The organism is Tenacibaculum sp. ZH5_bin.1 (assembly GCF_042865525.1).
Lineage (GTDB): Bacteria > Bacteroidota > Bacteroidia > Flavobacteriales > Flavobacteriaceae > Polaribacter > Polaribacter mesophilus.
In genome coordinates, this window is sequence record NZ_JBEGIO010000001.1 from 1,576 (window position 1) to 15,157 (window position 13,582).

The 13,582-nt window shown below is 32.4% G+C and carries 8 protein-coding genes; 3 read left to right on the forward strand and 5 right to left on the reverse strand.

All coding sequences use genetic code 11. The features are described 5' to 3' along the window. From ABHQ57_RS00010 to ABHQ57_RS00020, 3 genes are all read left to right on the forward strand, one after another. Positions 1-1,162 (forward strand): Ig-like domain-containing protein (locus tag ABHQ57_RS00010; protein WP_389861779.1); only part of this gene is annotated, 1,162 nt, incomplete at its 5' end. Between the two features lie 10 nt (positions 1,163-1,172). Continuing rightward, on the forward strand, positions 1,173-2,093 hold the full coding sequence (locus tag ABHQ57_RS00015; protein WP_167712415.1) for a type IX secretion system membrane protein PorP/SprF: 921 nt from the start codon (positions 1,173-1,175) through the stop codon (positions 2,091-2,093). A gap of 12 nt (positions 2,094-2,105) precedes the next feature. Continuing rightward, complete coding sequence (locus ABHQ57_RS00020) at positions 2,106-4,019, forward strand: OmpA family protein (RefSeq protein ID WP_167712416.1); 1,914 nt, start codon at positions 2,106-2,108, stop codon at positions 4,017-4,019. A 259-nt stretch (positions 4,020-4,278) separates the two neighbouring features. On the opposite strand, the gene ABHQ57_RS00025 is transcribed toward ABHQ57_RS00020, so the two are convergent. The 5 genes from ABHQ57_RS00025 to ABHQ57_RS00045 all read right to left on the reverse strand — a co-directional run bounded on the left by ABHQ57_RS00025 (position 4,279) and on the right by ABHQ57_RS00045 (position 13,553). Next, positions 4,279-7,092, reverse strand: a complete 2,814-nt coding sequence (locus ABHQ57_RS00025; RefSeq protein WP_167712417.1) for a pitrilysin family protein — start codon at positions 7,090-7,092, stop codon at positions 4,279-4,281. 27 nt (positions 7,093-7,119) lie between these two features. Next, positions 7,120-7,284: a PLDc N-terminal domain-containing protein gene (locus ABHQ57_RS00030; protein WP_083574794.1), complete on the reverse strand. Its 165-nt coding sequence runs from the start codon at positions 7,282-7,284 to the stop codon at positions 7,120-7,122. A 140-nt stretch (positions 7,285-7,424) separates the two neighbouring features. Then, entirely contained in the window at positions 7,425-8,777 is a 1,353-nt protein-coding gene (locus tag ABHQ57_RS00035) for a RagB/SusD family nutrient uptake outer membrane protein (RefSeq protein ID WP_167712418.1), read from the reverse strand. A 12-nt stretch (positions 8,778-8,789) separates the two neighbouring features. Further along, entirely contained in the window at positions 8,790-12,200 is a 3,411-nt protein-coding gene (locus ABHQ57_RS00040; RefSeq protein WP_231128357.1) for a SusC/RagA family TonB-linked outer membrane protein, read from the reverse strand. Positions 12,201-12,395: 195 nt separating this feature from the next. After that, entirely contained in the window at positions 12,396-13,553 is a 1,158-nt protein-coding gene (locus ABHQ57_RS00045) for a FecR family protein (protein WP_167712420.1), read from the reverse strand. Between the last annotated feature and the right edge of the window lie 29 nt (positions 13,554-13,582).

Consider the following 13,582-nt stretch of genomic DNA (forward strand, 5'->3'; position numbering starts at 1 on the left):
AGCTGACTCAGACATGACTGTAGAAGCAAGCGTTACTACTACTGATACTGCTGGAAATACTGCTTCTGCTACTGATACTCACCTGTATAATGTAGATACCACAGCCCCAACCCTTTCTATTGTTATTGATGACATCACTCCAGACAATATCATTGATGCAGTAGAAGCTGGAACTAACATCCCTGTGACTGGAACTGTAACTGGTGACTTTAATACGGGTGACACTGTAACCTTGATAATCAATGGAAATACCTATACAGGAACGGTAGACGCTAGTGGAAACTACAGCATAAATGTTTCAGGCTCAGACTTAGCAGCTGACTCAGACATGACTGTAGAAGCAAGCGTTACTACTACTGATACTGCTGGAAATACTGCTTCTGCTACTGATACTCATTCATACAGTTTACTAGACTCTGATAATGATGGAATTCCTGATATTACCGACATTGATGATGACAATGATGGAATTTTAGATACCGATGAAGGAGATGGCAACATAGATACTGATGAAGACGGTATACCTGATAGTCTTGATACTGATAGTGATAATGATGGAGTTCCAGATGTTATTGAAGGAAATGACGATAATAGTGATGGGATACCTGATAGCCTTCCTTCTGGAAATGACTCAGATGGAGATGGTTTGGATGATACTTATGACACAGATAACGGAGGTACCCCTGTAGACATTCCTGATAATGATGGAGATGGTATTCCAGATTTTCAAGATATTGATGATGACAACGATGGTATTAATACTTCAGATGAAAATCCTGGTGACTCTGACCCAACAACCAACGATGCTCTTGATACCGATGACAATGGTATTCCTGACTATCTGGACCCTAACACAAAACCATGTGGTACTCCCTATAACATCATGACTCCTGGTAGTGATGGTGATAATGATATTTTCTTCATCTCTTGTATAGACAGACCTGAATATAGTAATAATACTGTTGAGATTTTCAACAGATGGGGTAACACTGTATACAAAGCCTCTGGCTATAACAATAAAGACGTTGTTTTTAACGGAACTTCTAATGGAAGAACAACAATTAATGTTGATGAAAAATTACCTTCAGGCACCTATTTCTATGTTATCGATTTAGGTGATGGATCAAAACCAAAAGTAGGCTGGTTATACATTAATAGATAAAAAAAATAATATGAAATTAAAACACCTATACACATTAATATTCTTAATACAAATATTAATAAATGTAAATGCTCAACAAGACCCTCAATATACTCAATATATGTATAACACTATGAGTGTGAACCCTGCATATGCTGGATCAAGCGGACACACTATAATAAATGCTCTTGCAAGAACTCAATGGGTTGGTATTGAAGGTGCTCCTGACACTCAAACGCTAAGTTTCGATACTCCTCTAGGCTTTAGCGGCGTTGGGTTAGGTATTAACCTTACTAACGATAGAATAGGCCCCGCCAATGAGATTTTTCTGGATATCAATGCTTCTTATACAGTTCGTACCAGTGATGAGGGAAATTTAGCTTTTGGGTTGAAACTTGGAGCAAGACATTTAAATGTTGATTGGAACAAAGGTATTGTTAAGGATCGAGACGATAAAAGTCTAACTGGAAACATTAATAGATTTTTACCAACTATTGGAGCTGGTATTTATTACTATACTTCTAACTGGTATTTGGGAGCAGCTATTCCTAATTTTATTAACACAGATCATTATGATGACTCTAATAATGGAGGTGATGTCGCAAAAGAACGAATACACTTGTTTTTAATTGGTGGATATGTATTTGATTTAAACGAAAGTATTAAGTTTAAGCCCGCATTTTTAACAAAAGTTGTAAATGGTGCACCTTTATCCCTAGATGTATCAGCTAATTTCCTTTTCAATGAAAAATTTACAGCAGGTATAGCTTGGAGGTGGGATGATTCTATTAGTGCTTTGATGGGACTTCAAGCTTCTAGAAATTTACACATAGGGTTAGCCTACGACCTCACTACCTCTAATTACAGCAACTACAATTCTGGAACCTATGAATTAATGATTAAATGGGAAATATTCAAAGAGCTAGCAATGAAGTCTCCTAGATTCTTTTAATTTATAAATAAAATGAAAAAAGCAATACATTTTTTACTTATAATAGTATTTATACCAATAACCATTAACAGCCAACGAAAGTATGCTGCTAATAGATATTTTGAAGAGTTTTCTTATAAAAAATCTGCTGAATTATATCAATCCATATACAACAAAGGAGATAATTCTTATACTGTATTAAGTAGATTAGGAGATTCTTACTACTTTAATTTTAAATATGTTATGGCAGAAAAAAACTATCAAGAGTTAATGAAACTATACGAAAATTCTGCTAAACCTAAACATATATTTAGATATGCTCAAGTTTTAAAAACTAATGGTAAAATAAAAGAATCTGACAAGTGGCTATTAAAATTAAACAAAAACGATAGTCGTGTGAAGGCTTTAGAAGAAAACACTAATTATTTTGTTGAATACTCTAATCGAGAAAAGACATATATAAACATCCACAACCTATCTAGCAACACTTCTTATTCAGACTTTGGTGGATACATTTATGATAATCATTTATATTTTTCTTCTACCCAACCCAAAACAGAAAAAGGTAAAAAACTCTATCGATGGAATAAGCAACCATATTTAAACATTTATAAAGCAAAACAAAATAACGATTCTATTAAAGTTTTGGATGTGGGTAAACCTATCATTCTTGAAGAATTAAGCTCTAAATATCACGAATCAAATATTGTTGTTTCTAAAGATGGAAAAACAGCTTACTTCACCAGAGATAACTTTGATGGCAAGCGATTAATAGGAGATAAAAATAATATTTCTCACCTTAAAATTTATAAAGCTACTAAAAAAGGAAACTTTTGGGGAGATATAAAAGAACTACCTTTTAATAGTAATAGTTTTTCTTGCGGACATCCTGCCCTTAGTCCTGACGAAAAAACACTTTATTTTGTTTCTGATATGCCAAATGGCTACGGAGATACCGACATTTATAAAATAGCAATTTTAGAAAACGATATCTATGGAAAACCTGAAAATCTGGGCAAAACTATTAATACAGAAAGCAAAGAAATGTTTCCTTTTATAGGGAATGATAATGTTTTATATTTTTCTTCTGATGGACATATTGGCTTAGGAGGTTTAGATGTTTTTGAGGCAAAAATCACTAGTAACTCTTATACAAAACCAGTAAATTTAGGAAGCCCTGTTAATGGTCCTTTTGATGATTTTGCTTTCATTATTAACGACAAGCATACTCAAGGCTACTTTTCTTCCAACAGAAAAGAAGGTAAAGGAGATGATGATATTTATAGTTTTAAAATATACGATTGTAAAGAAAACATTAAAGGAGTTATTTCAGACTCAAAAACAGGAAACCCTATTCCCAATGCTACCGTTCAGCTTATAAACAAACAAGGAGAACCCATTTTTACTAAAACAACTAATAAAGATGGTGGTTATTTATTTGAAAAAATAGATTGTGAAAAGAATTTTGTGGTCGTTGCTTCAAAAAAAGATTATAGAAACTCTCAAAAAAACACAAAAACACTTGACATTAACAAAAGATTAATTACTGAGAACATCCAACTTGAATCTTTAATAAAAGATGATCAAATCATTATAAACCCTATTTACTTTGATTTTGATTTATATAATATTCGTGAAGACGCCGAATACGAGTTAGAACATATCGTTTCTGTCTTAAAAGACAACCCTGATATAAGTTTAAGAATTGAGTCTCATACCGATAGTAGAGGATCCCAAACATATAATAAATTATTATCAGACAAAAGAGCCAAATCTACAAGAGACTATATATTATCAAGAGGTATTTCTCCAAAAAGGATTAAAAGTGCTGTTGGTTACGGAGAAGAACAGTTATTAAACAATTGTAATGATATAAATCAAAATAAGTGCACCGAACAAGAACATCAACAAAATAGAAGATCTTATTTTTATATAGAAAAAAAATAATTCAGTAAATTATTCTAAAATAGCTTTGTGTCATCCTAACAAAACATGCTATTTATCTAGGGGTTAATTTAATTATTTAGCTATAATTAAAATATACTATATCAAATCAATAATTGAAAGCACTAAAAACCACATTAGAAGCTACAACTATTGGAGTTTCTTAAACAATTTGTACTTATAAAAAACAAAAAGGCTTGTGAACTTTTAAGCTTACAAGCCTTTTTTAATCTTAAAACTTTATATTTTAGAACAAAGTTTATTACTTTTTAGAACTTTCTGGTATTAAAATAAACTCTGCATAATTTTTCTTATTGAAATACCTGTTGGCTGCATCAAGAAACATTTTAGAGTCAATTTTATTAATATTTGTTTCGTAATCTAAAATAGATTCTTGTTTTAAGCCATACTCATGCATTTCTCTCAGTTTATATATCCAGTAACTATTCATCTCTAAGTATTCTTTTGTATTAGCTAGTTCTGCTTCTTTAATTTTATTGATATCTTCTTTAGTAGCTCCTTCAATCTTGATTTTTTCAATTTCTTCAAGAACCTTTGCAATTAACTTTTCAACGTTATCTGGATCACAAGTAAACCTTACATTCATTCTATACCAATCGTAGGGCTTATCTGAAGCAAATCCTGAAACCCTTACACCATAAACGCCAGCCATTTTTTCACGCAGTTCTTCGGTCAGTTTAATTTTTAAGAGTTTACCTAATAAGCTTATTTCCTTCTTTTTTTCTAAAGAAAAATTGAGGGGACCCGTAAAGCGCATATCTACCTGACTTTTATCGTCAACACCTTTTACAATTGTCTCTTTAATTACCCCTTCTGAATATCTTAATCCAATATCCTTCCAAGTAGTTTTTTTATTTAGATTTGATGGAAGACTTCCTAAGTATTGGGTTACATAAGTTCTTAGTTTTTCTAATTCAAAACTACCTACAAAAACAAAAGTAAATCCGTTGGCAGAAGCAAAACGTTCTTTATAAAAATTATAAGTATCATCAAGGTTTAATTCGTTTTCAATTTGCTTTTCGGTTAACGGAATGGCTCTAGGGTGACTATTGGTCATAAACTCGCTAATCTTTTTTTCAAAAACATTTCCCGGACTTTTATCTTGGTTTTTGAATAAGTTTTTTAAATGTTCCTTATTTGCATTAAAAACAGCCTCATCTTTATTCGGCTTAGTAAAATGCAAATGGACCATCTGTAACATTCTTTCTAAATCTTTAGAAGAGCTACTACCAGAGAACAAATCATCATAAAAATTAATACGCGGTGTTACCTTTAATGTTCTCCCCATGTTTAGCTTTTTTAAATCGATCTCAGAAATGCCATTAACCCCACTAGAACCAATAATAACACCTGCGTTTCTAGCAGAAACATAAAGAGAATTCGGAGCTACCGAACTTCCTCCAGGTCTAAATCCATTCATGGAAATTAAATCGTTTTGAAACTTTGTCGGTTTCGCTATAACAGTAATACCATTTGCAAATTTCCAAGTGGTAACACCTACTTTATCATTATACACTTCGCTTACAACTCTTCCAGGTTTAGGTGTATTGGACATTAATTGAGCATCGAGCAGTTTATCTTTATAAGCTTCTACTCTCTTTTTCCTTACATTTTTAAGAGTTTTCTTAATCTTTTTTTCAGTTGGCAGTTTTAAACCTTCTTTTTCAACAGCATTTAAAACAACTGCCATATTATCTTTCCTTACCCATTGATTACTAACTTTATTAACCTCATTAACAGTAATGGTTGGAAATACTTTCTTATAAAATTGATACACAAAAGTATCACTTGGAATAGGCTTATTATCGGTAAAATTATCAATGTATTGCTCAGTATAATACTTTGTAGGTATTTTTCCTGTTTCTTTTTGACGCAAGTCTGCGTTATTCAATAAAAAGGCTTTGTATCGTTCTAGTTCAGACGTGGTAAAACCATGTTTTTTTGCGCGTTCGCTTTCTGTAAACAACGCTTCAATACCTTCTTCAATTCTTTCTTCCTTAAGCTTGGCTCTTAAAAAATAACTATCCATGTTACCTAAAAAACTCCCTATACCAGCAGAAGTTCCTAGAAAAGGTGCATTAGGTTGTAAACTGATTTCATTTAACCTCTGACGCAACATCCCCGTATACAAACGTTTTAAAACCTCTTGTCGGTAATCCTTTAAGGTTTGTACTTCAGTTTCTTCTTTTTTAATATATATAGAAGCTTCTACACCTGTAGCCTCTTTATCTCTAACTACAGCAACTACGGGTGCTTTATTTTCTGGTATTTTATAGTATACTCTTTTTTTAGGTTTTTTTACAGGCTCCATACTACTAAACAGATCTTTTACTTTTTCTTCAGTTTCAAGCACATCAAAATCACCAACCAATACCAGTGCCATTAAATCTGGACGGTACCAATCTCTATAAAAACGTTTCATGGCATCGTACTCGGAATTCATAATAACGTCCAACTTACCAATAGGCAATCGTTCTGCATATCTAGAATTATTAGTAATAAGTGGAATAGACTTGTAATACATACGTGCCCTTGCTCCATTTCTAGCTCTAAGTTCTTCTGCAATGATGCCTCTTTCGTTATCAATCTCTTCATCTTCAAAAGTAATACCGTCTGCCCAATCGCGTAACACCTTTAAACTGGTATTAAAGATTTCCTCATCTGTCGGCACTGATAGTTTATAAACGGTTTCATCAAAACCAGTGTGAGCATTCAAATCTGCCCCAAACTCAACACCCAAACTTTGTAAATAATCAATCAGTTTGTTCTTTTCAAAACTCTTGGTACCGTTAAATGCCATATGTTCTACGAAGTGAGCAAGCCCAAGCTGATCCTCGTCTTCTAAAATAGAACCCGCCTTTAGCACCAAACGCAATTCTGCCTTGTTTTTTGGTTTAGCATTATGCTTTATATAATAGGTTAAACCATTGTCTAACTTTCCTATTTTAATTGTCGGATCTATAGGAATCTCTTTGTTTAAATTTTTAATTTGTGCAACGCTGTTAAAACTGAAAAACAGTATGATTGCCGTTAATATTATCGTTATTTTTTTCATTTTTTATATTTATATTTATGTTTAGCTTTATTTCTTTGAAAAAGAATAGCTATCCTTATCTTGTATTTTAGTTCTGGTAATATTATTTTTTAGTTGAAAGTAAAACACATAACCTATTAAAGAAATCATGAGTATTATTATAAGCCAAGCAAGTTTGAAGCTTAGATTTCTATCCCTTGACTCATAAAAAATCTTTTAGAATTCAAATCTGGAGAGCTAATAATAGCTCTATAAATATTTTGTACATCATACAAAATTTAAAGTAGCGCCCAAAGCCTTAGGGGGAAATCTTAAGGCACTACTAAAAATAACTAACTCTAATAATTCATTTTTTAAATACCTTCATAGCCAGGGTTCTGATCTGCCAGAGTAAGCGCCCCGTTACCATTAATTTCTTCTTCAGGAATTGGTAAGATGTATTGGTTAGAACTTGTGATGGAAGCTTTTAAGGTCATTGCTTTATCAAAACGAATAGCAGCAAACCATTCAGCACCATTTTCAAAGGCAAGCTCTCTGGTTATTTCATTAAAAATATCATCTTTCAACTCATCTAAAGTTGTAGCTGATGTATCACCAATACCCGCACGATTTCTTATTATATTTAATGGCGCACTTGCATCTTGTAGCGTAGCTCCACTAAATGCTAACCCTTCAGCTTTTATTAAGTACATTTCGGCTAAACGTAAAAAGTAAGTTGGTCTAAAAACATCTGCATTATTAGTTTTTAAAACAGTGGTGCCATCGTAGGTAAATGGTTGTCTTGGATCTGTATCCATTAAAGTAGCAAACCATGTGTTGTTTGACGTTCTACCTGGGTAAAAGCGTTTTCGATTATTATCCTCTGTGTCTGAGTTTTCATCTCTATAAGTCATAAAAATCATTTCAGATGAATTTAAACCTTTACTAAAAACACTTTCAAAATCTGGCTCTAAACCAGTAGTACCATCATTAATAACCTCATCTGCTAAAGTAGCAGCTTCTAAATATTTTCCTTGATACAACAATACTTTTGCTTTTAAGGCTTTAGCTGCAGTTTTTGATGCGTAATAACTTACCGAATAGTTTGGTGCATCGGCAATTGCTGCATCTAAATCTGCTAAAATTTGAGTATAGCATTCAGCTACTGTACTTCTGGACTTATCTCTAGTAACAAAGTTAGATGGTTCTGTACGTAATATAATTCCTAAATTACTATTATCATCAAAAAATTGACCGAAATACCTTAAAGCATCAAAGGTTGTCATCGCTCTTAAAAAAAGAGCCTCTCCAATAATCTCTTCTCTAGATGTTTCTGAAATCAAGCCACCTGAAAGCTCTGTGGTTTGAAAAATAGTATTATTGGCTACATCCATAACCTTATAAAACATCATCCAAAAGTCTCTAATATAAATATTATCAAACTGTACATTATTGTTTGCAAATTCCCCATGAGCTGCCCCAAAACCAGATTGATTCATTGTACCTATCATAGCACTTGGTATGAGTTCTGAAAACATATAATATTTATCGTTAACTCTTGATGTGATTGTAGTGTAGGCTCCATTTAATAATGCTCTGGCATCTGCTTCACTTTTCACTACATTCTCTGCAACTAAATTATTTGGCGGATCATTTTCTAATACATCTACTAATTCACAAGAATACATTATAAATAATGTAACTATATAAGCTGTTATTTTTCTCATAATTATAATTCTTTAAAACCCTATTCTTACACCTGTAGTAAATACTTTTGCAATAGGAAAACGATTAATATCTCTTCCTGCACTAATATCATTATTATACAAATTAGAAGCCTCGGGATCTGCACCTGGATAACTTGTTACTGTAAATAAGTTTTGAGCTGTGATAAAAACAGAAATATGATCGAAAAACTTAAGTTGATTTAAGGTTTCTTTAGGAAACGTATAACTAAAGTTTAATGTTTTTAATCTTAAATATGAAGCGTCATAAACGTAGTGCGATGATGTTCTGTCATTATTGTTTGGGTCAAAATATACCAGCCTCGGAATGTTTGTATCTGTGTTATCTGGTGTCCATGCATTTAAAATACTGGTATCTTTATTCTCTCCTATAAAAGTACTTGCAAAATTTGTCCCTCTCGCTAAGCTAAATGCTTCTATATCGTTCCCTACAGAAAACGTAAATAATGTAGATAAAGAAAATCCTTTGTAATAAAATGTATTATTGAAACCTCCGAAGAAATTGGGTTGAGTATCTCCAATAACTTCCTGATCTAAAGTAGTAATTCTACCATCAGGAGTTCCATCAGGTCCTGTTAAATCCTTAAATCTTATATCTCCAGGTGATGTTTGACTATTTTGATAAGTCCCTGTTGGTGATGCCGCATTCAAATCATCAATAACCTGTTGATCTTGAAAAAGTCCTTCAGATACATAACCATAAATTAAACCAATTGGACTTCCCTCTTTTAGTCTTCCACCACCAGGAAAACCTGTTAAAAAACCATTTTCATCTTTAAAATCATCAGAAATTCTGGTTAGTTTATTTTCGTTTTTACTCACGTTTAAAGACAAATTCCAAGTAAAATCATCAGTTTTGAACACATCTCCTTTTAATTCTAATTCTACCCCTGTGTTTTTGGTATCTCCTAAATTACCAATAATAGTTCTGTACCCGGTACTTCCAGGTGTAATAGCTGTAAAAAGGGCGTCTTTTGTTTCTTTGGAATAATATCCTATTCCTCCATTTAGCCTCCCTTTAAAAAAAGAAAAGTCTAAACCAAAGTCTAATTGTTCTGTTGTTTCCCATTTTAAGTTAGCATTACCTAATTGAGTAATTATTACCGAGGGATCTGACCCATAATTTTCAGCTTCAAAAAGTGTTCGCCATGCATAATCTCCAAAATCTTGCTGTCCTGTTGTTCCAAAACTTGCTCTTAACTTTAATTCATCAATAAATGAGGCATTACTTAAAAAGTCTTCATTTGAGATTCTCCAAGCAACGGCTGCTGCAGGGAAGAAAGCATATTGATTATCTGGTGCAAACTTTGATGACCCATCTATACGCCCAGATAAGGTTAGTAAATATTTATTATCAAAATCATAATTTACTCTTCCAAAATAAGAAGATAATCCAGAACCAGATTCATAAGAAGAGGCATCTGTAAAAACAGTAGCGTTTGAAATATTGGTTAAAACTTCATTGAAGAATCCTTCTCCCCAACCTTTTATGTTTGAACGTTCATTTTTTTCAAAAGACACTCCTAAAACTGCATTAATATTATGTTTTCCAAATAATCTGTCATAAGTTAATGTTCCTTGCAACATAGTATTTACACTTCTACTCCTACTTTCTTGGGCATAGCCATTACCGTTACCTTGATTTCTATCCCAACCACCTATAAATGTAAAAAGCGGATAGAAGCTTTGTTGGTTGCCTGAATTGTAGTTTACCGAAAAAAAAGTCTTAAAATCTACCCCTTCAGTCAGCTCTAATTGAGTGTATAAAGAACCTAATAATAAGAATGTTTTATTATTATTAGTTACTTTAGAGCGTGCTACTGGATTCTCCATACTATATTGAGTTGAGAAAGAGTAGTTTCCTTCTTTATCAAATACAGGAAGGTCTGGTCTAAAATCATAAGTTAGTTGAGTAAGCCCTCCATCTGCAGCATCTTGTTCTGTAGAAGACAGGTTTACTTTGGTTCCAAACTTCCATTTATCTGTAATTTTTGTATCTAAATTTAATGTAAAAGAGTACCTGTCAAAACCTGTATTTCTATAAACACCATCTTGTGTGTTAATTCCTAAAGATGTAGAATATCTTGTTTTTTCTGACCCACCAAGTACCCTTAGGTTGTAACTGGTAGAAACTGGTGCACCCGGACTTACTTCTTCTTCCCAATTAGTATCTGCATTGCCAAAATAAGAGCCATCTAAAACTGCACTAGTAAAAGCATCATTTCTTGTACCATTTTCAACAGCTGTTGTCCAAGCTCGTTTAAATTGAGCAGCATTTAAGACCTCTAAAGTCCTTGCACTTTGCATAGTTACAGAAACATCAGCCTCAAACTTAGTTTTACCAAAATAAACACCCTGTTTTGTATTTATAATAATTACACCATTGGCTGCTCGTGAGCCATAAATAGCCGCAGCAGAAGCATCTTTTAAAATACTAATAGACTCTATATCTGATGCGTTAATATTACCAATAGGTGTACTGATACCCTCATTATCGAGCTCACTACCTAACCTATTTCCTTCTGATCCCCCTTTAGGTATATTACTACTCGGTACCACTGGAATACCATCAATAACATACAATGGTTGATTAGACCCAAGTAACGACGTATTACCTCTAATTCTAATTCGAGTTGCCGCTCCAGGTTGCCCAGAAGAACTTGTTACGTGAACACCTGCAACCTGACCTTGTAGTGCATTGTCTAAATTAACTGTAGCTGCTTGATTGGTTATACTTTTAACATCAACAGTACCTACTGAACCTGTTAGGTTTTGGCGTTTAACTTTACCATATCCAACAATGACTGTTTCCTCAAGACTTTCAAGTGCTTCTTGTAATTGAATATTAATAACCTTTCTGTTACCAATTTCGACATCTTTAGTTTCATGACCTATAAACGAAACGGTTAATGTTTTTGCATCTTCTGCTAAAGCGATTCTGAAGTTACCATCAAAATCTGTACTAGCTCCTATGTCTGTCCCTTTTAATATAACAGTTGCCCCTATTAATGGCTCACCATAAGCATTGGTTATTTTTCCTATTATGTATTCTTGAAATAACCTACTAACAGAATTTTTAAACTTTTCTATAAACAAAGAGCTTTTGTTCTTGGGAAACAAAATAATTTGTTTATCGGCTACTTTAAAATCAATCCTTTCTTTTTTAAATAGCTTTTTTAATACTTTAGAAAGCATTTCTTCGTTCGATGAAATACTTACCGTTTTATGTTTTTTGAACACATTATTTTCATAAAGAAATTTAAACCCTGTTTTCTGTTCAATTTCAGTTAAAACATCTTCAAGCTTCATTTTTTTACAATCTAAAGTAACTTTTACATTTTGAGAGTATGTATTGGCATGAACCTGAAACAATGTTAAAAAAAACAAAATATATGTGAGCTTCATTTTTAAACTTAGTTTGGGGAGATATCGTATTTCACTTATCCCAATGATGATTTTTTTCATACTTTTGGTTTGATTTAATTGTGTTAGACATTTGAATCACTTTTTTAATCGGAGAATGTTGCAGCATTTTCCGGTTTTATTTTTTATACTGAGGTTTAATTTTTAGTTAGCTTTTTATCATATTATTTTCAGTTTTTATGGATTAATTATTATTTTATTTTCATCAAATTTATATGTGAATTTCCCAGAGTAACTTAAACTTTCCATAACCTGTTCAATATCTTCAACATCAAATTTTGCTGTAAAAAACCTGTTTTTCAAGGCGGTATTGTTATTTATGAATTCTACATTATACTGTCGCTCTAATTTTTTTAATATGGCACTAAACTCAACTTCATAAAGGATAAGCCTGCCACTAATCCAAGCTAAATGCGTTTCTACATCTGTCTCTGTAACTTGTATAGTTTTATTTATTTTATTCCAAGCGGCTTTATTACCTGGCTTTAGTAAAATTGCACTTTCAGGTTTATAGGTTTCTCCTGTTTTATATGTACTTACTGAACCTTCAACCAATACTGTGTTTATATTATTATCTTCGGGGTAAGACGATATATTAAATTTAGTACCCAACACACGCACATCAATTTCATTAGCACTAACAATAAACGGATGCTTAGTATCTTTTGCCACTTTAAAAAAAGCTTCACCACTTAAAAATACATGTCTATTTTTTCCTTTTATAAAATTAACGGGATATTTCAACGATGATCCTGAGTTTAAACTTACTATTGTTCCGTCTGATAATTGCACTTCAAATCTTTTCCCATAAGGGACTGCTAGGGTATTATAAATCAATGTATCGTTTTCATCATTGCTATTATATGCTAGTTGTTTTCCTGATTGAACACCTATAACACGTCCATTAACCTCAATAACTTCAACTGCCTCATCATCATTTATAACTTTAATATTACCATCGTTTAGCTGAAGTGTTATGCTTTCTTCAGGAAGAATAAGTTTGTCATCACTTGTAAAATAACCCTGTATATAACCATATCCTATAGATAAAAATATGAGTATTAATGCAGCATATTTTAAAAGGTTCATTTTTATCTTAGCCAAACGATTTGCAGATTTTTCTATTTTAATAACCCGTAACAAATTTGCCTTAGTTTGGGCAGAATTATATTTTTTCATATTATAGTTAATAGCATAATTAGTTCTTACATAATCGTTAAACAATTTTATATTATCAGGATTATTAAGCCATAGTGAAAGAGTATCCAACTCGCTTGAGTTTGCTTGTTTGATAAGGTATTTTACTATTATTTTTTCGGTTTCTGGAGAAATCATTCAACTCTACTATTTTATAGTATTACGAA

Coding starts and splice junctions, on each gene's coding strand:
- ABHQ57_RS00015 (WP_167712415.1), top strand. CDS start 1,173: ATGAAATTAAAACACCTATACACATTAATATTCTTAATACAAATATTA.
- ABHQ57_RS00020 (WP_167712416.1), top strand. CDS start 2,106: ATGAAAAAAGCAATACATTTTTTACTTATAATAGTATTTATACCAATA.
- ABHQ57_RS00025 (WP_167712417.1), bottom strand. CDS start 7,092: ATGAAAAAAATAACGATAATATTAACGGCAATCATACTGTTTTTCAGT.
- ABHQ57_RS00035 (WP_167712418.1), bottom strand. CDS start 8,777: ATGAGAAAAATAACAGCTTATATAGTTACATTATTTATAATGTATTCT.
- ABHQ57_RS00040 (WP_231128357.1), bottom strand. CDS start 12,200: ATGAAGCTCACATATATTTTGTTTTTTTTAACATTGTTTCAGGTTCAT.
- ABHQ57_RS00045 (WP_167712420.1), bottom strand. CDS start 13,553: ATGATTTCTCCAGAAACCGAAAAAATAATAGTAAAATACCTTATCAAA.